Below are 22,998 nucleotides of genomic sequence, written 5' to 3'. Positions count from 1 at the left end.
TATCTTGGCCTAAGGAAGGATGCCTTTAATATAGTTGATGAGGATTTTATAATGCAGCTTTTTAGCCAGGATGGAGATAAGGCAAGGAAGTTGTACCTCGAGCTTGTCTATGCATGTAACAACCAAGCTATGATAGATACTGTGGAGTTTAAAAATGAAAAGAGCCAGTATAGAAGCGAGAGGGTAATACTTATTAGGGACTTTCCCCCTGAGGAGATACTTGAATTTGTATCAAAATGCACAGGGATAGACAAGAGGCTTCTTCGCGCCAAAAACAGAAGGGAGGCAACGGAGGGAAGGGCCCTTTGCGTATTTTTGATGAGGTATTTGTGTAACTTTACCCATAGTGATATATGCAAGGTATTAGGATACACAAGCGCATCCAGGATATCAAAGCTTGGGACAATGGGACTAAGGTTGGCATATAATGATGAACGGTATATGGGCGTGATAGATAGACTTATAAAGGAAAGGTCGGCTTAAGAAATTAGGATGATAGCACAGTATAGATAATATGGATTAATCCAAAGTGCTTAAAGGAGTTTGTATTCTATTTTTAAAACGGAAATTAAACAGCAGGGCAAAAAATTCTTATGGTAAATGTTCTTTTGATGAAGATAAGACATGGACAAGCAATGTCTTTTTTTATTTTTTGGGGATATGGAGCTTAAAAGTTCAGCTTAAAATTAGGCCTAGTAGGCGTTAATGAAGTAAAATACCTGTAATTTTAGAGAAGAAATGAAGTTTTTGTGAGTGTTGTCAAATTGTGAACCGTCCCTTGTGATTATTCAGTAAAAAAATAATAGGTAGAGCATACGTAGGATAACATATCTACCTATTGTCATAGTTAAGCTATCTTTGAGTTCTTTTATTCGATCTGAAATTCCTTTATTTTCTTATTTTTATTGAATGTAAATATTTTAATATCCTTCTTTACATTGCTCAGTAAATATTTAATATCTTCATCGCCCTGCTTTTCTGGTGTTACTTTAAACTCCATTGTATAAGTTCTGGATTTGCTCTGGGATTCATCGGGAGAATAATTAAAACTTTGAGGAGTCATGCTGGTTCCTAATATTTCACACGTCCTATCAAAAAATCCCAGGGCGAAGTTCACATACCCTGCTATGTCATCTTTCTCATATCCTGAGGGCAATCTAAAGGTAAGCCTGTATTCAATTGCTGTTTTTCCATCAAGGGTTTGTTTTTCAGCATCGAGGTTAACTATATGGATGTTATCAACGATTTTGGATATATTTTTATTTATTGTCATCACAGTAATGGTGTGGTAAGTAAACCTGTAACTCACATAATAAACTGTTAATGAAGCTAGAATTATTCCAAGTATGGTGATTAATATTCTGTTTTTCAGTATAAAGCCTTTCAATTTAACACCTCCTGATAGCTAATGTTTACAGTCATTCAATATTTTTTAGATTTTCTCATTTTGAATTTGTCCTCTATGTCGGTAAATCTGTTGGGAAAATGTTATTACATATTTATTTTTAAATATTTGCTGATATTCTAAGTTTTATCCATAAAATGCCATAAAAAAATATTTAATGTTTTTGTAATATTTTTTTATTATGTATTCTCACAGAAGTTCATTTTTTCGAACTTCATCCATATTATAAATATAGAAGTTGATCTTAACATAAAAAGGAAAAATTGTTATTTGATGTTAGATTTAAAATTGTCTATCCCTTTATAAATATTTATCATTGCGGTGATTTTATGGATATAAAATATAGAAAAGCAGAAAACTACGACATCGACTATATAAAAAAACTTGTAAGAGAAAACTTGGGCGAAGTAATAGTTACAAGCTTTAAGGGTGACTTTGACTATGATGTATTCGTAGGAAAGGCTGTAATGGATAGATATTCCTATATAGTACTCTGCGACATGTGCCCCTGTGGTTTTTTATGGTATTCGATTAAAGGAGCGTTCCTTCATGTAAACACTATTGTGCTTTCAAAGGAGTATCAAAATAAAGGAATTGGAAGTGCTGTTTTTAAAGAGCTTGAGGAGTTTGGAAGGCAGATAAATTTAAGCTTTCTACAGCTTGGAGTACAGGGAGTGAACAAAAAAGCAATAAAATTTTATGAAAGGCTGGGATTTATTAATAGAGCATATGTACAGGAATTTGATACTTTTTATATGCAAAAGAGAATAAGGTAAAGTAGAACAAAGTTGTCGCCAAAATTCAATTTGTTGTTCTAAAAATGTATAAAAAAAATAAATATTTTATAGAGAAAGATATTAGGAGGTATTTGAGTGGACAACGTTGAATTTGTGGAATTGATGGAAAGGCTGAAGGGTCTAAATAATGAAGAAATAGATAGAGTAATAAAATACTGTAAGATTCTCAAAAAAGCAAATGATGTTAAAGAGGGAAGAAAGCCAGCAAGAAGGAAGAGAACGAAGGGTCAATAATGCTTAAGGTGTAAAAATAAGTAGTAATTTGTGATGAGTTACTACTTATTTTTATTGCGTTTAAACTGGCTGTGCTACTCTACTCTGAAAAGTCAACTGGATTGAAAGCAGATAATATCTATAGATAGGCTCTGCGATAAAAACATATTTCGTTCACCAGTACCCTTATCAAGGAAGTTCTATAATGCTGAATCCATTTATTGTAAGGATGCTCAAAGAAGTCCGGGTATGGTATAATAAGTATTGGTGATGAATATGGATTTATTCGATGTTATGCAGGAAAAGAACAGGAAAAGCAGCGTGCCCCTTGCCGAGAGGATGAGGCCTGAAAGGCTTGAGGAGGTTGTGGGGCAGGAGCATATTATAGGTAAGAATAAACTTCTATACAGAGCAATACAAACGGATAACCTGTCTTCTGTTATATTCTACGGGCCTCCAGGGACAGGAAAAACTACTCTTGCAAGGATTATCGCAAATACAACCAAGTCGGAATTTAAACAATTAAACGCGGTAACTTCGGGGGTTTCTGATATAAGGAAGGTAACGGAGGAAGCAAGTGAAAATCTTAAGCTATATGGTAAAAAAACCATTCTATTTATAGATGAAATACATAGATTTAATAAACTTCAGCAGGATGCACTTCTTCCCTTTGTGGAAAATGGAACCATTATTTTAATAGGGGCTACAACTGAAAATCCCTATTTCGAGGTTAACAGAGCACTTATTTCAAGATCGATGATATTTGAATTAAAACCTGTGGGTATTGAAGATATAAAGAAGGCCTTGATAAGAGCCATAGAAAGCAAAAAAGGATTCGGAGATTTAGAGGTTGAAGTTGATGAAGATGTTTTCGATTACTTTGCATTAAACAGTGGAGGGGATGTCAGGAAGGCTCTAAACGCCTTGGAAATGGCGGTTCTAACTTCAACGTCGATGGATAACAAGGTCAGGATAACCATTGAGGATGCAGTTGAGTGCATGCAGAAAAAGGTGATATCCTACGATAAAAACGGTGACAACCATTATGACATAATATCTGCCTTTATAAAAAGCATGAGGGGCTCTGATCCTGACGCTGCTGTTTATTATCTTGCAAAGATGCTTGAGGCAGGGGAAGACCCTAAATTTATTGCAAGAAGGATTGTAATTTGTGCAAGTGAGGATGTTGGAAATGCCGATCCAATGGCTCTTAACGTCGCTGTAAGCGCTGCCCATGCCGTCGATTTTATAGGGATGCCCGAAGCAAGAATAATACTTTCCCAGGCAGCTATATACGTTGCATGTGCAGCAAAGAGCAATGCAAGTTATATGGCCATTGACAGGGCCATTGAGGAGGTAAGAAGGGGTGAGGATTCAGGGGTTCCCTACCATTTAAGGGATTCACATTATCAGGGAGCCCAAAAACTTGGAAGAGGAATTGGCTATAAGTATCCCCACGACTATGAAGGAGGATATATAGAGCAGCAATATTTGCCTGATTCTATTAAGAAAAAGAGGTTTTATATACCTTCAGGCTATGGATACGAGGCAAGGATAAAGGAGAGACTGAATAAATTGAGGAATAAATAGATGGTTGCCTAAAAATCTCTTCTCCTTTCTGCAGATAGCATTGAAAACCCTTAGCAAAGACGTTCTAAGGTTTGGGATGGAATGCACGCTTTATGTGAATTTCTTATATTTTTTATCGACCCATGTTCACAAATGGCTGGCGCAACAAGTTATTTTGAAGGTATGCATGAATAATTTTCAAATCTCTAAACAAAATAAGGATGAAAATACATGTTGACTGTTTAATGTTGACAGTTTTGCTCAACTATGATAATCTGAAAATGGCGATATCTTATCGATTTACTCGGGATTTGGGGTGATTTAATGAGGCTCTCAACAAAGGGTAAATATGGTGTAAAGGCCATGTTTGAGCTGGCCCTTCACTATGGTGGTGAACCCGTTTCGATAAAAACTATAGCTGAAAAACAGCATATCTCCGAATACTACCTTGAACAGCTGTTTTCAAGTCTTAGAAAGGCTAAGCTTATAAAGAGCACAAGGGGGGCACAGGGTGGATATGTGCTTTCGATGCCGCCGGAAAAAATAACTGTAGCGGATATATTAAACGTGCTTGAAGGCCCCATTGAAATATCGGAATGCATAACCGATGAGGTGGTTAATTGCTCAAGGTACAATTACTGTGCAACAAGGCTGCTGTGGCTGAAAATAAGCGATAGCGTAAATCAGGTTATAAATTCAATAACACTTCAGGATATGATAAATGACTACCTTGAAATGGTAAAGGTTAATGATGAAAAGAGGGGAGAATAATTATGGACAGCAAGAGAATAGTTTATATGGATCATGCTGCAACTACATATGTAAAGCCAGAGGTTCTTGAGGCTATGCTTCCATATTTTACCGAACAGTTTGGGAATCCTTCATCAGTTTATACCCTTGGAAGAAAGTCAAGAAGTGCAATTGAAGAAGCGAGAGAAAAGGTTGCAAAGGCTATTGGCGCTCTTCCCGAGGAAATTTATTTTACAGGAGGAGGTTCTGAAGCGGACAACTGGGCAATCAAAGGAGCTGCCTTTGCAAACAGGGCTAAGGGAAACCATATTATAACATCGAAAATTGAACACCATGCGATCCTTAATACCTGTGAATTCCTTGAAAAGCAAGGCTTTGAAGTTACATATGTTTCCGTTGATGAAAACGGGGTAATTGATCTTGAAGAATTAAAGAATTCCATTACAGACAAAACCATACTTATTTCCATCATGTTTGCCAACAATGAAATAGGAACGATTCAGCCAATTGAAGAGATAGGCAGGATTGCAAAGGAAAGGGGAATTATATTTCATACAGATGCTGTTCAGGCAATAGGAAATGTAGAAATAAACGTAAAGGATATGAATATAGATATGCTTTCCCTTGCAGCCCATAAGTTTTACGGTCCAAAGGGAGTTGGAGCTCTTTATGTAAGAAAGGGAATAAGGATTGAAAACCTCATACATGGAGGTGGGCAGGAAAGAAAAAGGAGGGGAGGTACCGAAAACCTTCCTGGAATAGTTGGGCTTGGAAAGGCTATAGAGCTTGCAACAGCTGATATTGAGGGACACAATGCCAGAATAAGGGCATTAAGGGATAGGCTTTTAAATGGAATACTGGAGAAGATACCATATACGAAACTGAACGGTCATCCTGAAAAAAGGCTTCCTGGAAATATCAACGTAAGCTTCAAGTTTATAGAAGGAGAAGGCTTGCTGCTTCTTCTTGACCAGAGCGGTATATATGGCTCCACGGGAAGTGCATGTTCTTCAGGTTCACTTGATCCATCCCATGTACTTCTTGCAATAGGGCTGCCCCATGAGATTGCCCACGGGTCACTCAGGCTCTCGCTGGGGGATAAAAACACTGAAGAAGATGTAGATTATGTGCTTGATGTACTTCCAAAGATAGTTCAAAGGCTGAGGGATATGTCGCCACTATATGAAAATTTCATTAAGGGGGGAAGGTAAATGTACAGCGATAAGGTAATGGATCATTTTATGAATCCAAGAAACGTTGGAGAAATTGAAAATGCAGATGGAATTGGAGAAGTAGGAAATCCAAAGTGCGGAGATATAATGAGAATATACCTTGATGTTGAGGATAACATAATAAAGGATGTAAAGTTTAAAACCTTTGGATGTGGAGCGGCAATAGCATCAAGCAGCATGGCAACCGAACTTATCAAGGGCAAGACCCTTGAAGAGGCATGGAGGCTAACAAACAAGGCCGTTGCAGAAGCCCTTGGAGGACTTCCGGCAATTAAAATGCACTGTTCGGTGCTTGCAGAAGGTGCAATCCACAAGGCTATAAATGACTATAGAATAAAGCATGGTCTTGAGCCATGGAAAGACGATAAAAACTATGATGACGACCATCATGACATTGGTGAGTAGACGAAGCAATGAAGGAAAAGGTCGTTGTTGAAATGAGGGGCGGGGCATTTGCTCCACCGCTGCATATTTTTTATCTTGGCAGTATACCCATCAACTATGTGCCATGCCCGATAATATTCCTAAAAACCCCCAATACACGGGTGCTACAGATACCACGCTTATATTGAAAAAGGCCTGTATAAGGTATCCTGATATACTGCAAAGCAGAGGTATTATCAGGATATTTTTTTTAAAGTTTTTAAAGGATTTGAAAAGAATTGCCCCTACAAAGGTGAGATATAGGATAGCTGCAGGCAAACCCGATGAAGCAGCTATTTGAATGTATTCATTATGGGCCTTATCCACCGAAAGGTCTCCAAAATATTTTTTTGTATCTTCATAAAAATTTTTCATAAAGAGAATATCGAGGGTGTCGGGCCCAAATCCAAATATTGGCTTTGTGGCTATGAGTTTCAGGCATTTTTTCCAAATAAATATACGTGTTGACCCTGCCCTTTCATAATCCGGTGCCTTAGTAGCAACGGCCTTTGCATCGGAAAGAATTGAGACAAACCTATTCTTTACTTCATGATTGCTGTAATAGTTTAAACCCAGTGTTATAGTTGAAAAAAGTATTAATATGTAAATCATGGGCTTTAATTCAATCCGGCGTATGTATATTAATATTATAAGGAGAATGCCGGAAAAGACCCCTCCTATCCATGCGCTTCTTGTACGCGTGCAAAGCAGCGCCATATATAAAATTCCAGATGAAAACAGATAAGCATATTTTCTTGAGATTATATAACAAAATATGCATACAGGAAGAATAAGTACAATATAACTGCCGAGAAAGTTAGGATTTCCGGTCGTTGAATAGGCATATCTTTCCCATGCCGTTCTAATGCCGTCTGAAGGTATGGGGTCGAAGTTGAAGTACTGAATAATTCCGTAAATACATATTATAACAGATGAAACGATAAGTATTGGAACGTGTTTTTTTGAGTAAGAATAAAACTTTGAGGCAGTAAGGTAAATCAATATATAACATGTCAGTGATAGAAGACCTTCATATCTGTAGTCCTTCCCCAGAAATGCCCTATTTATATCGATGGAAAATAATGTTGAAAGGGTTATCCATAGTAAATATAAAACCACAACAATATCTTCAAAACGCTTTTGCGTTTTACTATTTGAAAGGAATATAGATATTACGGCTAATATAAAGGCAAGGGCGTATATTGCAATGATCTTTGGATAGTAATAATAGTCTGGAGCCCAGGGAGTTATAATTAGCGGAACTATGCAAATAATAAGTATAAAAATTAAATTTAAAACCCTTGTGAGCATTTTTCACCCCTTAAGATATTGTTTTATTAATATTTATAAACAATTCAAACAGCAAGTATTACTAAATTTAAAACTTGACAGAGAGTGTGATTTTATGAAAAGATTTCTCGATGTTAAAGGCTGCAGCGTAGTTGATTATAACGGAAGGGTAAGAGGAACAGTTGAGGATAGTGTTATAGATCCCAGAAACAATAGAATCTGTTCATTTATAGTCTCAGGCAGGGGAGTTATACCATCGCTTTTCGTTGTGCCTTTGGGTGAAATTGAGCATTATAGCGACTGTATAATTTCAAAGGGTAGATTTTATAGAATAAATAAGCTTGCTTTAAAGAAAAGCAGAGGATTGGCAGCCCATGATTACATTGGAAAAGAAGTTATTACAAACAAGGGGGAGCTTATAGGAAACCTTGCAGATATTATTTTTGATGAAAAGGTGGGAAATATTAAGGCGCTAATATGTACGAGGGGCTTTTTTGAAGATTTTCTTCATGGAAGAAAGTTAATCATTGTAGATGGAAAAACTGTACTGGGAAATGAAAAAATAATTATAGAGGAGGGAAACCTCGACATCATAAACGATATTTCCTTCAAAAAGCTTATGGGATAGGATGTGGAAAATGGTAAGCAGCAGCGTAAAGAAAATTTTTATTCTCATATTCATAGGGATAATTATATTGATATTGTATATTTCACGAAGCATAATAAAACCCATACTTTTTTCCATAGTTTTGGCCTATCTTATAAATCCAATGGTCGAGCTTTTGGTCAGGAGAGGGCTAAGGAAAAAAACAGCAGTCTTGTTAACCCTTCTGCTGCTTCTGGCATTTACATTCCTTGGAATATTTTTCATAATTCCGGGGCTTCTCAGGGATATGCTGGAGTTTTTGAAAAATACAGACAGCTACAGCAGCATGGCCGGCGAGTATTTGAATAAAATAGGCTATGACAAACTTCCATTGTATCTTAAAAATGCAGCAAACAGTAGCCTCTTAAGAGTTGAAAGAGCTATGGTCGATTACCTTAACAGGTTCTTTAATCAGCTTATAGATTTTACAATGGAACTACCTACATATATACTTACGCCGGTGTTTGTGTATTATTTTCTCATTGATACGGAGTATTTTTTAAAAATAATCAAATCAATAATTCCAATGCGAATAAGGAGCAAAGCCATTGAGCTTGGACATGAAATTGATAAGATAATAGGAAGCTTTATAAAGAGCCAGATAATACTGTCAATAATAATTGCCGTTCTAACATTTTTTGCATTGATTATACTCAAAATCAGGTATGCTATAATAATAGCTTTTATAAACGGTATTACAAACATAATACCATATTTTGGCCCCGTTATAGGGCTTTTGCCTGCTCTTTTTGCAGGGCTTGCGGAATCAGTTAACAAGGCCATAATGGTTGTAGCTGCATTCTTTGTAATTCAACAGGTTGAAAGTTCAATTGTAGCCCCAAAGCTTATGGGTGATACCATAGGCATACATCCCGTCATCGTTATGATAGTACTGATTCTTGGAGGAAAATTTTTTGGTGGTTGGGGACTTGTACTTTCAATTCCTGCAGCTGGCGCCATCAAGGTTACATACCGATATATAATGAAAAATTTATATTAACGGAATTGACAACCCTATACACCTTTTGTATAATAATTTCGAGTTAGAAAAAGACGTTGAAGGGAAGGAGTATATCCTGTATTTGCTTTAAGAGAGAAGGCGGCAGGTGCAAGCCTTTAGAAATCGGGGTAGAAGCAGTCCCGGAGTTCCCTGCTGAAATTGAAGTAGGCAGAGGCGGAGGCATCCGTTATATGCATGAGTGACCTTATGGTAATAAGGGTGGTACCGCGGAGTTTAACCTTCGTCCCTGCAGGGGCGGGGGTTTTTTAATTGTACACGTAAGTAAGGAGGCTGTGTTATGAATTATATGGGAGTTAATGAACTGAGGGAAAAATACCTTTCTTTCTTTGAAAACAAGGGCCATTTAAGGGCACAAAGCTTTTCACTTATCCCACGGAATGATAAGAGTTTGCTTCTTATTAACGCAGGTATGGCACCGCTTAAGCCATACTTCACCGGGCAGGAGGTTCCTCCAAGAAGGAGAATGACAACCTGCCAGAAGTGCATAAGAACCGGTGATATAGACAGGGTAGGTAAAACTTCAAGGCACGCAACGTTCTTTGAAATGCTTGGAAACTTTTCCTTTGGCGATTATTTTAAAGAGGATGCCATTCCATGGGCATGGGAGTTTGTAACGGAGGTTTTAAAATTGCCAAAGGATAGGTTATATGTAACCATATATCTTGAAGACGATGAAGCCTATGAAATCTGGACAAAAAGGACAGACGTAGACCCATCAAGGATATTCAGACTTGGAAAGGAAGATAACTTCTGGGAAGTAGGAGTTACAGGTCCCTGTGGTCCATGCTCGGAGATTCATTTTGATAGAGCCCCTGAAAAGGGACAGATTAAAACAGTTGAGGAATTCATAAAGGCTGGAGATGAGGACAGGGTTGTTGAGTTTTGGAACCTTGTTTTTACACAGTTCAACAGGAATGAGGATGGAAGCTATTCAAAGCTTGAAAATAAAAATATAGATACAGGAATGGGGCTTGAAAGACTTGCAACAATAATGCAGGGTGTTGGCAGCATATTTGAAATAGACACCATGAAGGAAATACTAAATGCTGTATGTAAAGCAGCAGGAACGGAATATAACAGGGACAGCAAAAAAGACGTGTCCTTAAGGATAATAACTGACCACATTAGAAGTGTAACCTTCCTTGTAAGCGATGGGGTTATTCCCTCAAACGAAGGAAGGGGATACGTTCTTAGAAGGCTTTTAAGAAGAGCAGCAAGGCACGGCAAACTTCTTGGAATAAACAGTCCATTTTTGTATGAGCTTTGCGATTTGGTTATTGAAAACTCAAAGGGTGCATATCCAGAGCTTGAGGAGAAGAGGGAATATATAAGGAAGGTTATAAAGATTGAGGAAGAAAGGTTTGACGAAACAATAGACCAGGGGATAGGAATACTTAATGAATATATTGAAGAGCTTAAAAAGGAAGGCAGAAAAACCTTAAACGGATACAGGGCATTTAAGCTCTATGACACATATGGCTTCCCAACTGAGCTTACACTTGAAATACTTGAGGAACAGGGAATGGATATTGACATGGAAGGTTTCAACAGGGAGATGGAGGAGCAGAGGCAGAAGGCGAGATCAGCAAGGGAAGAAACGAACTATATGGGAAGGGATTTAGACGTTTACTCAAAGCTTCCAGCTGAAATTTCGACTGAATTTAAGGGATATGACAGCCTTGAGGCCGTGGGTAAGGTCCTTGTGATTGTAAAAGATGAAGAGATTGTTGATAATGTAAATGACGGGAAAGAAGTATCCATAATTCTTGATACAACTTCCTTCTATGCTGAGATGGGAGGCCAGGTTGGAGATACAGGAATTATCGAAGGTGAAGGGGTAAAGATCGAGGTAACAGATTGCAGAAAGAGTGCAAACGGCAAGGTACTTCACATTGGAAAGATTTTAGAAGGTACTCTTAATGTGGGCGACGTTGTGAAAACAAAAGTAGACAAAGCAAGAAGAATGAACATAGCAAGAAACCATACTGCAACCCATCTGCTCCATGCAGCACTTAGGAAGGTTTTGGGCAGCCATGCTGAGCAGGCAGGTTCTCTTGTTGAAGATGGCAGATTAAGGTTTGATTTTACCCATTTTGAGGCTATGTCCTCTGAGGACTTAAGAAGGGTTGAGGACATTGTGAACGAAAAAATTCTGGAAGCCCTTCAGGTTGAAACCATTGAAACTGGAATTGATGAGGCCAGAAGAATGGGAGCTACAGCGCTCTTTGGAGAAAAATATGGAGACGTTGTCAGGGTTGTAAAGGCTGGCGACTTCAGCATGGAACTTTGTGGAGGAACCCATGTAGCCAACACTTCGGCAATAGGTATGTTTAAGATCATATCAGAGTCTGGAGTTGCTGCAGGAGTTAGAAGAATAGAAGCTGTAACGGGAAAGGGAGCACTCAGGTATGTTGATAATCTTGAGGAAACCTTAAAAGAAGCTGCAGCTGCACTTAAAACAACACCTAAGGATATTGTAAGAAGGGCAGAATCGATAATAGCTGAACTCAAGGAAAAGGAAAGGGAAATTGAAAACCTTAAGGCTAAGATGGCTTCAAATGCTGCAGATGAAATACTAAATGCTTCAAGGGATATAAAAGGAGTTAAAGTCGTTACTGCCGTAGTTGATCTGGATGTTGATGGACTTAGAAACCTTGGCGATAAACTGAGGGATAAGCTTGGAAATTCGGTTGTTGTGCTTGCAAGCACAGCAGGCGATAAGGTGATCTTTATATCAATGGCAAGTAAGGACGCAGTTTCCCGAGGAGCGCATGCAGGAAATATAATTAGGGAAGTTGCAAAGATTGCAGGAGGAGGCGGCGGTGGAAGGCCTGATATGGCCCAGGCCGGCGGCAAGAACAAGGAAAAGGTGGATGAAGCATTAAATGCTGTTTATGGAATAGTTGAGGGTATGTTAAAATAAAAAATAATTTCAAACATGATGGGTTAACTCAGTGAGAATCTATTTGAATATATAACAAGGAAGATTTATACGTAATTTTAGCAGGTTTTATCGGAGATAAAACCTGTTAAAATTTTAAACTTATATCATGAATGTGGGAAAAAATTGAATAAAGAGTTAAAAAATTGATATATGATATTTGCTTTAAAAACCATATCATGATATATTAATTCTAGGGACAGTTTTTAAGAAAGGTGTGGGAATATGTCTGAAAGATCTGAAGGAACCATGCAGTTTAAATTCCAGATGAATGAAGATAATAAGACGAGAGATATAATTCAGGAAGTATATAAATCTCTAAAGGAAAAGGGATACAATCCTATAAATCAGCTGGTTGGTTACATTTTGTCCGGTGATCCTACATATATAACAAGCTATAATAATGCCAGGGCTTTGATAAGAAAACTTGAAAGGGACGAGATACTGGAGGAACTTTTGAGAAACTATCTGGATGAAAAATAAATTCAAAAAACAGTATGTAATCTTACATAATCATTCATACCTTTTTATCCCGTAAGTGCTGGAATTTTAGACATGGTGTTGATGCATACGGACGGTACTATATGTGCCGTCCTAAATTTTATACTTTAATTAATTTGTTGTGCAAGCTTTTCATTTAAAGAAAGCAGTAATAAAAAATATATTCCATTCACTTTTTGCGCTTGGCAAAGAAGTTCTAGGGCTTTTGATTTGAAAAATCAAGAACTTTCGTTAAACTCGCCCTGCTTAAGTCACGAAAGTCCTAGGATTTTTCTGCATCCCTTCGCCAAGAACTTCCAGCTGTCCCGAGCTTTAGAACCTCTGTGCGCAAGCGTGGTTGTGAGAACAATATATTTTTTATCACAGCGTCTTTTGTAAATAAAACTATCACAACGCGTTAATTTATGGAAGGAGAGTATTTGATGCGCATAATGGGACTTGATATAGGAGAAAAAACAATAGGCGTAGCTGTGAGCGACCCCCTTGGGTGGACTGCACAGGGAATAAAAACTATTAGAAGAAAGAGTATTAAAAAAGATATTGAAGAAATAATAAACATTATAAGGGAATATAATGTAGAGAAGATAGTTTCAGGCCTTCCAAAGAATATGAACAATACAATAGGACCTACAGGAGAGATGGTTTTAAGCTTTTGTGAAAAACTGAAGAGCAAAACGGGAATGGAAATCGACTTTCAGGATGAGAGGCTTACAACCGTTGCGGCGGAAAAAATGCTTATAGGGGCTGATGTTTCAAGAAAAAAGCGCAAGGAGGTAATAGATACTGTTGCAGCTACATTTATTCTTCAAAGCTATCTGGATAGAATAAATAAATAGTGTTGACAATATCCTGGTTTAAAATTAAAATTACAGTATAAATATGAAAGAGGTGTATCTTATGGAAGAAATGGATAATGTGGTTGTTCTCAAGGATGAGAATGGCGTAGAAACAGAGTTTGAAATAATCACTGATCTTGAAGTTGATGGAAATGTATATTATATACTTTATCCGCTGGATGATGAGGAAAGTGAAGAAGCAGTTGCTATGAAGGTTGATGTTGACGAGGAAGGCAACGAGATACTTAGCGAAATTGAAGATGATGAGGAATTTGAAAAGGTAGCAAGCGCTTATGAAAAGTGGCTTGAAACAGCCGACGAAGAGGAGTTTGAGGATGAAGAATAAGGGTATACCGACAGGTATATCCTTATTCTTTTAAGGGGTGATAGCTTGAGTGTAAAAATTGAAGGAGAAAAGATTAAGGGAATTTTTTTAGAAAGGATTAACAGGTTTGAAGCACTGGTGCTTGTAGATGGTGAGGCTCAAAGGGTGCACGTACCAAATACCGGGAGGATGAAGGAACTGCTTCATAAGGGGGTAGAGGTTACCCTTGTAAAGTCAAATAAACCTGACAGAAAAACTAAATACAGCATGATGTTTGTGAACAAAAACGGCCATCTTATATGCATAAATTCACCTCTGGCAAACAGAGTTTTCGAAGACGGGATAAGAAGTGGAAAAATAAACTGGCTTAAGGGTGACATAAAAAGAGAAGTGTCCTTTAGAGACAGCAGGATAGATTTTTTTATTGACGGGGAATATAAAACCTTTGTTGAAGTTAAATGTGGTACCTATGAGGAAAATGGCACAACAATGTTCCCCGACGCCCCAACTGAGAGGGGGAGAAAACACATAGGAGAGCTTATAAAGGCAGTGGAGGATGGGTACAGGGCTGCCGTTGTAATCGTTGCATTTATGGACTACGTAAAGGAATTCACTCCAAACTACAAAATTGACAGGGAGTTTGGTGAAAAGCTAAAGGAAGCATACGATGGGGGTATTGACGTAAGGGCATATAAATGCAGCATAAGTGAGGATGAAATATATATTTTGGAAGAAATTAAAGTATATTTCTAATATTGACAATCATTATCAGTATTGTATATAATTTAAGTGAGAAGAAATTTCATTATTTTTTTAATTATGTTCTGATAATGATTATCAATTTAGGAGGGGTTCTTCCATGACTCTAGACAAAGCCAGAAAAGGTCAAAAAATAATAATTAAAAACATTCCCAATGAACAGATTAGAGTTGAGGCAATAAGGATGGGATTATACGAAGGTGTTGAGGTAAAATGCTCCGGGAAGATTCCTTTTGGTCCTGTTATACTCAGCAACAGGATGCAGGAGATCGCAATAGGCAGAAAGCTTGCCAAGTCCATAATGATTGAGGTTAATGACGTGAAGGAGGGGGCATAATGAACTGTTGTGAAGGATTAAAGATAGATATTCCCGAGGGTGCTAAAAAAATAGTTCTTGTTGGAAATCCAAACGTAGGGAAGTCTGTTTTTTTCAATGCTCTTACTGGAGTATATGTTGATGTTTCTAATTTTCCGGGAACAACGGTGGATGTTTCACATGGGAGATATGGAAATGATGTGGTGATAGATACTCCTGGTGTTTATGGTGTATCATCCTTTAACGACGAGGAAAGGGTAGCGAGGGATGTTATACTCTATGGAGACATTATACTCAATGTGGTGGATGCACTCCATATAGAAAGAGACTTGTTTTTGACTCTTCAAATTATAGATATGGGAAAGCCTGTTATTGTTGCTCTCAACATGATGGATGATGTACAGCGAAATGGTATACAGCTTGATGTCCAGGAACTTGGCAGGCTTTTGGGAGTGCCTGTTATACCAACCGTTGCCGTAAAGGGAGAGGGAATAGACGAGGTCAAGAAAAATTTATATAAGGCAGCTGTGGGAAAGGTTAACCCTAAAATCTATGAAATGATGAAGGATTATATTGACAGGGTTGAGGAGCAGAGCGAAGCCTTAATGATTGTTGAGGATGATGAAACCATACTTGACAAGTATAATATGGAAGCTACTGGAAAGAGAGAAGAGGCCTATAAATTAAGAAGGCAGAGGGTAGATGAAATTGTATCAAGGATAATCAGAAAAGAAGGAAGAGGAAATACCTTCAGGCAAAGGCTGGGATATTATATGTTAAACCCGATTACTGGAATACCGATGCTTATACTTGTGCTATATATAATGTACAAGCTTATAGGTGTTTATGTGGCGGGTAATGTAGTTGATTTCACTGAAGGTACATTGATGCAGGGATATTATGAACCATTCGTAAGAGGAATAATTTCAAAAGTTGTTGGTGAAGGGAATATAATATATAGAGCACTTGCAGGTGAGTATGGCCTTTTAACCCTTACACCAACATATGTTTTTGGACTTTTACTTCCCCTTGTAATAGCGTTTTATTTCTTTATGTCGCTAATGGAGGATTCCGGATACCTTCCAAGAATTGCTGCATTAACGGATAGGGTTCTCTCATTTTTCGGTCTTAATGGAAGGGCTATAATTCCTCTTATACTTGGATTTGGATGTGTAACAATGGCTACGATAACTACAAGGCTTTTGGGGACCAGAAGGGAAAAGGTTATTGCAACGGCGCTTTTAGGGATGACGATACCATGTTCCGCTCAGCTTGGAGTCATTGCCGGAATGATTGCTCCTCTGGGTGCTAAGTATCTACTTATATACATTTTAACGATACTTTTGGTTTTTGTAATTACCGGAACGACTTTAAACAGGGTGCTTCCAGGGGAATCGTCCAATCTGTTTATAGATCTTCCTCCAATCAGGTTGCCAAGAACTATAAATGTACTTAAGAAAACATGGTCAAAGACTTCCATGTTTATTAAAGAGGCAGCACCATTGTTTGCACTGGGTGCTTTGATAATTACTTTATTAAACGAGACAGGAATACTTGTGGTAATTCAGGATTTATTTAAACCCTTTACCGTTGGGATGCTCAAGCTTCCAAAGGAAGCAGCAACAGCCTTTATTATGGGTATTATAAGAAGGGACTTTGGAGCTGCAGGTCTTACGGATCTTACTTTAACACATGCCCAGACTGTTGTGGCCCTTGTAACCATTACTCTTTTTGTACCATGCATCGCTTCAATTATGGTTATGTTTAAGGAGAGAAGCAAAAAAGAGGCGATAAGCATATGGCTCGGCAGCTTTGTAAGCGCATTTGTGGTGGGAGGACTTCTTGCCCTGATCATAATTTAATGTATCGGGCAAGTTTTGTCCTTCCACTCCCTTAGGAACTTCCGGTTGCTTGCTAAATGTGAATTCCATATATTTTTATCTCAGCCTATTTATAAGGAATGGCACAACAAGTCAATATAAGAAGGTGGAATTATGGAAATAAAATGCCCCACATGCGGATATAAGGTTAAAGATTCTATGGTGTGTCCAAGATGTAGAACGAAGCTTATAGACTGCTTTAATTGCTCTGGAAATTGTGCAAAATGCCCATCAAAAAATATTGAAATAAGCAAGAAATAAATTAATTCGTTGTGCTAGATAAATTTGTGGATTGGCGCTGCGATAAAAAATATATTTCATTCACCAGCACGCTTAGCAAAGAAGTTCTAAGTCTCGGGATTTGAAAAATCAAGAACTTTCGTTAAACTCGCTTCTCTCAAATAAACGAAAGTTCTAGGATTTTTCTGCATCCCTTCGCCAAGAACTTCTATTTGCTCGCTTCATGTGAATTTCATATATTTTTTATCTCCGCTAACCCTCTGAACTAGCACAGCGGATTAAATTAACTTTTTATGCCCGTTTTATATTCCAAAAGGTGCTGCGATAAAATAATATATTGATTTTTAAAAACTCTGCAGAAATCCTCTGCAGAGTTTTTAAAAATCAATATCAATTGAATATTACTTGACAATGGATGAGAAAAATTATAAACTCAAAGTAATATTTAATAGAAATTGAGGTGTAATTATGTCAGCTCTTTCAAAAGCAGATAATGAAAAATTAAAGGATTTGTTGAAGGGAGAAGGCTATAAACTCACCCCTCAGAGGAGGGCAGTGCTTGAGGCAATGATAGCCAATGAAGGTAAACACTTATCAACAGAAGAAATTTATGACGTAGTTAAAAAAGAGTGTCCTGAAATAGGGCTTGCAACGGTTTATAGAACCATTCAGCTTTTAGAGAAGATGGGCGTTGTATCAAGGGTTAACTTTGATGATGGATGCAACAGATATGAGCTTGTACATAATGATGAGGATCACAGGCATCATCACCTTATATGCTCAAACTGCGGAATGGTTGAGGAGGTGGAGGATGACCTTCTGGAGTCCATTGAGAAGGAAATAGAGAAAAAATATAATTTTTATATTACCAATCACAACGTTCAGTTTTATGGTTACTGCAGCAAATGCAAAGAGGATGTAAACAAGTAAAATTTTATCCCTTAAAGTAGGCTGGAATTTAAAGTACCCAAAGCCTGCTTTAAGGGTTTTTGTTTACTGGAGGCCTGGACTTTAGTAGTAAATAATAAATTTTCATTAAAAGGTAAAACTATAAAGGCAGGTATAGTTTGTGTTGTCCTTTGATTTACATAAATTTTAAATTATATGTTGATAATTGCAGCATTCATACAGTATAATAGCATTATTGGTAATGGTCGGAGAAATTTGCTCTTAAGAGGAGGGACGATATTTGACAAATAGGGATAAGGTTAAAATTATTCCACTCGGGGGAATCAACGAAATTGGGAAAAATATGACCATCGTTGAATATAAAAATGAAATCGTGGTCATTGATTGCGGATTGATGTTTCCCGAGGAGGAGATGTTCGGTATTGATATTGTAATACCCGACATAGCATATCTTTTGAAAAACAAGAATAAGGTAAAAGGAATTGTGCTGACCCATGGACATGAAGATCATATCGGCGCTCTTCCTTATATTTTAAGGCAGCTCAATAAGCCTGTATATGGAACCAGACTGACCCTTGGTATCGTGGAAAACAAGTTAAAGGAGCATGGCCTGCTAAAGGATACTGAGCTTAATGTTGTAAACTCCGGAGATGTTATAAGCTTTGGAGATATTAAAGTGGAGTTCATTAGAAATAACCACAGCATACCCGATTCATGTTCATTAGCACTGCATACTCCCGCCGGAATAATAGTACATACCGGAGACTTTAAGGTTGACTATACTCCAATTGACGGCAAGGTTATGGACTTTGCAAGGCTTGCAGAGCTTGGAAAGCAAGGAGTTCTTCTTCTCATGGCAGACAGTACAAACGTTGAGAGGCCCGGATACACGATGTCTGAAAGGACCGTTGGAGATACCTTTGAAAAGATATTCAGCGATGCCGGAGACAACAGGATAATAGTGGCTACATTTGCATCCAATATTCATAGAATTCAGCAGATAGTGGATGCAGCCCAAAAATATGATAGAAAGGTTGCAATATCCGGAAGAAGTATTGAAAATATAGTTGAGGTTGCAGGAAACCTGGGTTATCTTCAAATGCCTGAAGGACTTATAATAAGCATAGATGATATACAAAAATATCCTAACGGTAAGATAGTTATTTTAACAACGGGAAGCCAGGGAGAGCCCATGTCGGCCCTTGCGAGGATGTCAACGTCCGAGCATAAAAAGGTTGAAATAATGGAAGGGGACGTAGTTGTTATTTCTGCAACATCGATACCGGGCAATGAGAAGCTTATTTCGAGGGTCATAAATCAACTGTTTAAAAAGGGAGCCAACGTAATATATGAATCCCTTGCCGAAGTTCATGTGTCAGGTCATGCAAGGCAGGAGGAGTTAAAGCTTATACACACCCTTGTTAGGCCAAAGTTTTTCATGCCGGTACATGGAGAATACAGGCATTTAAAGCAGCACTCACTGCTTGCTCAAAGGCTGGGTATGGATGAGAAAGATATATTCATTACGGATATTGGTCAAGTGCTTGAATTGACATCTGACAGCGCAAGGTTAAACGGCCATGTAACTGCGGGTCAGGTTTTGGTTGACGGCCTTGGCGTTGGTGATGTTGGAAACATAGTTTTAAGGGATAGAAAACATCTTTCACAGGATGGGATACTTACAGTTGTGGTTACCATCGAAAGGGAGACAGGAAAGGTTATTGCAGGCCCTGATATAATATCAAGGGGATTTGTTTATGTGAGGGAGTCCGAGGATCTTATGGAGGAGGCTAGAAGTGTCGTTAAAAAGGCCCTTGACAGGTGTCTTGAAAGCAGGATTACGGAGTGGGCAGCTATAAAATCAGAAATTAAAGAAGATTTAAGAGATTTTTTATATGAAAAGACTAAGAGAAAGCCGATGATATTACCAATAATTATGGAGATATAGAATAAGAGCCTGAAGGGGCTCTTTTTAATTAAAAATTCTAAAGGGCATGAAGTTCTTGAATTAAGGGTTATTTTATGTTACAAAATAATTGATAATATTTGGAGGTGGTTATGTGAGTGTTTATGATAAGGCCCATGAGCTTGCGAGGGCTTTAAAAGTTGCTCCTGAGGTAGTTGAGTATAAAAGGGCTCTGGATAAAATTAAAGCTAATGAAAAGAATAAAAAAATGGTGGATGATTTCAGAAATAAACAGATTGAGATGTATAAACTTAAGATGGAGGGTAAGGAGCCTTCTAAGGAGCAAATGGATGCAATAAATAACCTTATGGGTATAATCTCTTTAAACTCAGATATAAGGGAATTTTTAGGGGCGGAAATGAGGTTTTCAAGGCTCTGGGAGGATATAATGAAAATACTGGGGGATGCGGTGGATATAGACTTGGATTTTGGACAAAATAAATAGTGGAGGAATGCAAATGGATAGATTTGATTCAAAGTACATAGTAAAAACAGGTGTAATAGCAGCGATTTATATGGTATTGACCATTGTGATGGGGGAAACGTCCTTTGGCCCGGTTCAGCTGAGAATTTCTGAGGCGATGACCATACTGCCTTTTTTTGAACCTGCAGCAATACCAGGGCTTTTTATTGGATGTTTTCTTGCAAACATATTCGGCGGCCTGGGTTTAGTTGATATAGTATTTGGAAGCTTGACGACGCTGGCGGCTGCATATTTAACATCAAAAATGCCAAATAAATATCTTGCAGTATTGCCGCCTATACTTTTAAATGCATTTATTGTTGCAATATGGGTAAGTAAGTTTTCAAACCTTCCCTACCTTCCAACGGTATATACCATAGGTTTTGGTGAATTCGTATCAGCAGGAGTGCTTGGCTTAATACTTGCATCGGTATTTGAAAGGATAACAGGAAGAGACATACATTGACATTTTAAGACTTTTTGATTAGAATTAAAATGTTTGTTGAAACGGGATATCATTTATGATATCCTGTTTATTTTGGAAAAATGGAGGACTATTTATGGATAGATTTGTGAGGGATGATATAAGGAATATAGCGATAATTGCCCACGTAGACCACGGTAAAACTACCCTTGTTGATGGAATGCTAAAGCAGAGCGGTATTTTTAGAAGCAACGAGAAGGTTGACGAAAGGGTAATGGACTCAAACGACCTCGAGAGGGAAAGGGGAATTACGATCCTTTCAAAAAATACTGCAGTTATGTATGAGGGTAAAAAAATCAACATAGTTGATACACCTGGTCATGCAGATTTTGGTGGAGAGGTTGAAAGGGTTTTAAAGATGGTTGATGGAGTCCTTCTTCTTATTGATGCCTTTGAGGGACCAATGCCTCAGACCAGGTTTGTTTTAAAGAAGGCCCTTGAGTTGAAGTTAAAACCCGTCGTTGTAATCAATAAAATTGACAGGCCGGATCAGAGAGTTAACGAAGTGCTTGATGAGGTTCTTGAACTATTTATAGAGCTTGGTGCAGATGATGAGCAGCTTGAATTCCCTACTGTTTACTGCTCAGCGAAGGAAGGAATAGCAAAGCTTGACATGGAGGAAGAGTCAGAGGACTTAAAACCCCTTTTTGAGACCATTATAAATCACGTGCCAGCACCTTCAGGTTATATGGATGAACCCCTTCAAATGCTTGTAACTACAATTGATTCAAACGAATATGTTGGAAGAATAGCAATAGGAAAGATTGCAAGGGGAAGAATAAAGAAAAATCAGCAGGTTGCCATATGTGGGCGTGAGGGGGATGTAAGAACCGCCAAGGTTGTTACACTATATACCTTTAATGGATTGAAAAGGGAAGAGGTTTTGGAGGCATCCCTTGGTGATATTGTAGCCGTTTCCGGTATACCCGATATAAACATAGGAGAGACCATTGCAGACCCACAAAATCCTGAGGCAATTCCCTTCGTTTCAATAGATGAGCCTACGATATCCATGACCTTCAGTGTAAATGACAGCCCATTTGCTGGAAGGGAAGGTCAGTATGTAACGTCAAGACATTTAAGGGATAGGCTTATGAGGGAGCTTGAAACAAATGTAAGTTTGAGGGTTAATGAGACTGACAGCACCGATTCCTTTGAGGTTTCAGGAAGGGGAGAACTTCATCTTTCAATACTTATTGAAACCATGAGAAGGGAAGGCTATGAGCTGCAGGTTTCCAAGCCAAGGGTTATATTTAAGGAGATAAACGGTGTTCTTCACGAACCTATAGAGTATTTAACGATAGATGTTCCTGAAGAGTTTATGGGAGTCGTTATGGAAAAGCTTGGAGTTAGAAAGGCTGAGATGGTAAACATGACATCCGCCATAAACGGATATGTAAGGCTAGAATTTAAGATTCCTGCAAGGGGACTAATAGGATATAGAAGTGAGTTCCTTACAGATACAAAGGGAAACGGAATTATGAACCATATTTTCTATGGATATGAGCCTGCTAAGGGTGATATTCCTGAAAGAAGCAGGGGAGCCCTTGTGGCCTTTGAAACAGGGGAAGCAGTGACCTATGGCCTTTATAATGCTCAGGAAAGGGGAACCCTCTTTATAGGTCCTGGAACGCCTGTTTATGAGGGGATGATAGTCGGAGTGTGCTCAAGGGCTGAAGATATAGACGTTAACGTATGTAAGAAAAAGCATGTATCCAACATGAGGGCAGCGGGTTCAGATGAGGCATTAAGGCTGACACTTCCAGTAGAGATGAGCCTTGAGCAGTGCCTTGAGTTTATAGCAAGTGATGAGCTTGTTGAGGTGACTCCGAAAAATATAAGAATGAGAAAGAAAATACTCGATTGCAGCCTTAGAAAAAAGGGACAAGCTTCAAAGTTAAAGGGAAAATAGGTTTTAACTCGCGCAATGTGTTAGTTTAACTTGTTGTGCTAGTTTAGGGGCTTAGCGGAGATAAAAAATATATGAAATTCATATAAAGGGGGCAAATAGAGGTTCTTGGCGAAGGGATGC

At 38.1% G+C, this 22,998-nt stretch carries 22 protein-coding genes, 1 pseudogene and 1 other annotated feature; of the genes and pseudogenes, 21 read left to right on the top strand and 2 right to left on the bottom strand.

Translation table 11 applies throughout. The features are described from left to right. Positions 1–483 (top strand): annotated as a pseudogene (locus EDD71_RS04895) (transposase); the annotation flags it as partial. A 385-nt stretch (positions 484–868) separates the two neighbouring features. Here EDD71_RS04895 and EDD71_RS04890 read toward each other — a convergent pair. Beyond that, on the bottom strand, positions 869–1,387 hold the full coding sequence (locus EDD71_RS04890) for a hypothetical protein (RefSeq protein WP_133627627.1): 519 nt from the start codon (positions 1,385–1,387) through the stop codon (positions 869–871). Between the two features lie 347 nt (positions 1,388–1,734). Here EDD71_RS04890 and EDD71_RS04885 point away from each other — a divergent pair, with 347 nt between their 5' ends. The 6 genes from EDD71_RS04885 (at position 1,735) to nifU (ending at position 6,371) form a co-directional block, all read left to right on the top strand. Continuing rightward, positions 1,735–2,181 (top strand): GNAT family N-acetyltransferase, encoded by a 447-nt coding sequence (locus EDD71_RS04885; RefSeq protein ID WP_133627626.1) that lies wholly within the window; start codon positions 1,735–1,737, stop codon positions 2,179–2,181. A gap of 96 nt (positions 2,182–2,277) precedes the next feature. Beyond that, positions 2,278–2,436, top strand: a complete 159-nt coding sequence (locus tag EDD71_RS15230) for a hypothetical protein (protein ID WP_166636345.1) — start codon at positions 2,278–2,280, stop codon at positions 2,434–2,436. Positions 2,437–2,691: 255 nt separating this feature from the next. Then, positions 2,692–4,005 (top strand): replication-associated recombination protein A, encoded by a 1,314-nt coding sequence (locus EDD71_RS04880; protein WP_133627635.1) that lies wholly within the window; start codon positions 2,692–2,694, stop codon positions 4,003–4,005. 303 nt (positions 4,006–4,308) lie between these two features. Then, the gene (locus EDD71_RS04875; RefSeq protein ID WP_133627625.1) at positions 4,309–4,755 is read left to right on the top strand and encodes an RrF2 family transcriptional regulator; all 447 of its coding nucleotides are present in this window, start codon (positions 4,309–4,311) and stop codon (positions 4,753–4,755) included. A gap of 2 nt (positions 4,756–4,757) precedes the next feature. Further along, on the top strand, positions 4,758–5,945 hold the full coding sequence (nifS, locus tag EDD71_RS04870) for a cysteine desulfurase NifS (protein ID WP_133627624.1): 1,188 nt from the start codon (positions 4,758–4,760) through the stop codon (positions 5,943–5,945). Beyond that, positions 5,946–6,371 carry a Fe-S cluster assembly scaffold protein NifU gene (gene nifU / locus EDD71_RS04865; RefSeq protein ID WP_133627623.1) on the top strand — a complete coding sequence of 142 codons (426 nt, stop codon included), beginning with the start codon at positions 5,946–5,948 and terminating at the stop codon, positions 6,369–6,371. A gap of 90 nt (positions 6,372–6,461) precedes the next feature. Here nifU and EDD71_RS04860 read toward each other — a convergent pair whose 3' ends face one another. After that, a complete protein-coding gene (locus tag EDD71_RS04860; RefSeq protein ID WP_133627622.1) occupies positions 6,462–7,700 on the bottom strand; it encodes an O-antigen ligase family protein in 1,239 nt (412 codons plus the stop codon). 94 nt (positions 7,701–7,794) lie between these two features. Between EDD71_RS04860 and EDD71_RS04855 the strand changes: the two genes are divergently transcribed. The 14 genes from EDD71_RS04855 (at position 7,795) to typA (ending at position 22,878) form a co-directional block, all read left to right on the top strand. Further along, the gene (locus EDD71_RS04855) at positions 7,795–8,307 is read left to right on the top strand and encodes a PRC-barrel domain-containing protein (protein WP_166636344.1); all 513 of its coding nucleotides are present in this window, start codon (positions 7,795–7,797) and stop codon (positions 8,305–8,307) included. 10 nt (positions 8,308–8,317) lie between these two features. Then, positions 8,318–9,325, top strand: coding sequence for an AI-2E family transporter (locus tag EDD71_RS04850; RefSeq protein WP_166636343.1), 1,008 nt, complete (start codon positions 8,318–8,320; stop codon positions 9,323–9,325). Positions 9,326–9,372: 47 nt separating this feature from the next. Then, positions 9,373–9,577 (top strand) — a binding site (T-box leader). Between the two features lie 46 nt (positions 9,578–9,623). Beyond that, positions 9,624–12,269 carry an alanine--tRNA ligase gene (alaS, locus tag EDD71_RS04845; RefSeq protein ID WP_133627619.1) on the top strand — a complete coding sequence of 882 codons (2,646 nt, stop codon included), beginning with the start codon at positions 9,624–9,626 and terminating at the stop codon, positions 12,267–12,269. A 243-nt stretch (positions 12,270–12,512) separates the two neighbouring features. Further along, positions 12,513–12,770: an IreB family regulatory phosphoprotein gene (locus EDD71_RS04840; protein ID WP_133627618.1), complete on the top strand. Its 258-nt coding sequence runs from the start codon at positions 12,513–12,515 to the stop codon at positions 12,768–12,770. A gap of 440 nt (positions 12,771–13,210) precedes the next feature. Further along, positions 13,211–13,624: a Holliday junction resolvase RuvX gene (gene ruvX, locus EDD71_RS04835; protein WP_133627617.1), complete on the top strand. Its 414-nt coding sequence runs from the start codon at positions 13,211–13,213 to the stop codon at positions 13,622–13,624. A gap of 61 nt (positions 13,625–13,685) precedes the next feature. Beyond that, positions 13,686–13,970 (top strand): DUF1292 domain-containing protein, encoded by a 285-nt coding sequence (locus EDD71_RS04830; RefSeq protein WP_133627616.1) that lies wholly within the window; start codon positions 13,686–13,688, stop codon positions 13,968–13,970. Positions 13,971–14,015: 45 nt separating this feature from the next. Beyond that, positions 14,016–14,702: a DNA/RNA nuclease SfsA gene (sfsA, locus tag EDD71_RS04825; protein ID WP_166636342.1), complete on the top strand. Its 687-nt coding sequence runs from the start codon at positions 14,016–14,018 to the stop codon at positions 14,700–14,702. 106 nt (positions 14,703–14,808) lie between these two features. After that, positions 14,809–15,045, top strand: a complete 237-nt coding sequence (locus EDD71_RS04820) for a FeoA family protein (RefSeq protein ID WP_133627614.1) — start codon at positions 14,809–14,811, stop codon at positions 15,043–15,045. Beyond that, positions 15,045–16,886 (top strand): ferrous iron transport protein B, encoded by a 1,842-nt coding sequence (feoB, locus tag EDD71_RS04815; RefSeq protein ID WP_133627613.1) that lies wholly within the window; start codon positions 15,045–15,047, stop codon positions 16,884–16,886. The genes EDD71_RS04820 and feoB overlap by 1 nt, the downstream gene beginning before the upstream one ends. Positions 16,887–17,612: 726 nt before the next feature. Beyond that, entirely contained in the window at positions 17,613–18,074 is a 462-nt protein-coding gene (locus tag EDD71_RS04810) for a Fur family transcriptional regulator (RefSeq protein WP_133627612.1), read from the top strand. 259 nt (positions 18,075–18,333) lie between these two features. Beyond that, positions 18,334–20,001, top strand: a complete 1,668-nt coding sequence (locus EDD71_RS04805) for a ribonuclease J (RefSeq protein WP_133627611.1) — start codon at positions 18,334–18,336, stop codon at positions 19,999–20,001. 112 nt (positions 20,002–20,113) lie between these two features. After that, positions 20,114–20,464 (top strand): YlbF/YmcA family competence regulator, encoded by a 351-nt coding sequence (locus EDD71_RS04800; RefSeq protein ID WP_166636341.1) that lies wholly within the window; start codon positions 20,114–20,116, stop codon positions 20,462–20,464. Between the two features lie 13 nt (positions 20,465–20,477). Then, positions 20,478–20,948 carry a QueT transporter family protein gene (locus EDD71_RS04795; protein ID WP_133627609.1) on the top strand — a complete coding sequence of 157 codons (471 nt, stop codon included), beginning with the start codon at positions 20,478–20,480 and terminating at the stop codon, positions 20,946–20,948. A 94-nt stretch (positions 20,949–21,042) separates the two neighbouring features. After that, positions 21,043–22,878, top strand: coding sequence for a translational GTPase TypA (typA, locus tag EDD71_RS04790; protein WP_133627608.1), 1,836 nt, complete (start codon positions 21,043–21,045; stop codon positions 22,876–22,878). The last annotated feature ends 120 nt before the right edge of the window (positions 22,879–22,998 follow it).

Origin of the sequence: Fonticella tunisiensis, from assembly GCF_004364155.1 — a bacterium.
GTDB lineage: Bacteria > Bacillota > Clostridia > Clostridiales > Caloramatoraceae > Fonticella > Fonticella tunisiensis.
This window is presented reverse-complemented; position numbering and strand designations above follow the sequence as displayed.

What these genes read in the sequence shown, in the direction of transcription:
- EDD71_RS04885 (WP_133627626.1), top strand. Translation starts at nt 1,735, where the DNA reads ATGGATATAAAATATAGAAAAGCAGAAAACTACGACATCGACTATATA.
- EDD71_RS04880 (WP_133627635.1), top strand. Translation starts at nt 2,692, where the DNA reads ATGGATTTATTCGATGTTATGCAGGAAAAGAACAGGAAAAGCAGCGTG.
- EDD71_RS04875 (WP_133627625.1), top strand. Translation starts at nt 4,309, where the DNA reads ATGAGGCTCTCAACAAAGGGTAAATATGGTGTAAAGGCCATGTTTGAG.
- nifS (WP_133627624.1), top strand. Translation starts at nt 4,758, where the DNA reads ATGGACAGCAAGAGAATAGTTTATATGGATCATGCTGCAACTACATAT.
- nifU (WP_133627623.1), top strand. Translation starts at nt 5,946, where the DNA reads ATGTACAGCGATAAGGTAATGGATCATTTTATGAATCCAAGAAACGTT.
- EDD71_RS04860 (WP_133627622.1), bottom strand. Translation starts at nt 7,700, where the DNA reads ATGCTCACAAGGGTTTTAAATTTAATTTTTATACTTATTATTTGCATA.
- EDD71_RS04855 (WP_166636344.1), top strand. Translation starts at nt 7,795, where the DNA reads ATGAAAAGATTTCTCGATGTTAAAGGCTGCAGCGTAGTTGATTATAAC.
- EDD71_RS04850 (WP_166636343.1), top strand. Translation starts at nt 8,318, where the DNA reads ATGGTAAGCAGCAGCGTAAAGAAAATTTTTATTCTCATATTCATAGGG.
- alaS (WP_133627619.1), top strand. Translation starts at nt 9,624, where the DNA reads ATGAATTATATGGGAGTTAATGAACTGAGGGAAAAATACCTTTCTTTC.
- EDD71_RS04840 (WP_133627618.1), top strand. Translation starts at nt 12,513, where the DNA reads ATGTCTGAAAGATCTGAAGGAACCATGCAGTTTAAATTCCAGATGAAT.
- ruvX (WP_133627617.1), top strand. Translation starts at nt 13,211, where the DNA reads ATGCGCATAATGGGACTTGATATAGGAGAAAAAACAATAGGCGTAGCT.
- EDD71_RS04830 (WP_133627616.1), top strand. Translation starts at nt 13,686, where the DNA reads ATGGAAGAAATGGATAATGTGGTTGTTCTCAAGGATGAGAATGGCGTA.
- EDD71_RS04820 (WP_133627614.1), top strand. Translation starts at nt 14,809, where the DNA reads ATGACTCTAGACAAAGCCAGAAAAGGTCAAAAAATAATAATTAAAAAC.
- feoB (WP_133627613.1), top strand. Translation starts at nt 15,045, where the DNA reads ATGAACTGTTGTGAAGGATTAAAGATAGATATTCCCGAGGGTGCTAAA.
- EDD71_RS04810 (WP_133627612.1), top strand. Translation starts at nt 17,613, where the DNA reads ATGTCAGCTCTTTCAAAAGCAGATAATGAAAAATTAAAGGATTTGTTG.
- EDD71_RS04795 (WP_133627609.1), top strand. Translation starts at nt 20,478, where the DNA reads ATGGATAGATTTGATTCAAAGTACATAGTAAAAACAGGTGTAATAGCA.
- typA (WP_133627608.1), top strand. Translation starts at nt 21,043, where the DNA reads ATGGATAGATTTGTGAGGGATGATATAAGGAATATAGCGATAATTGCC.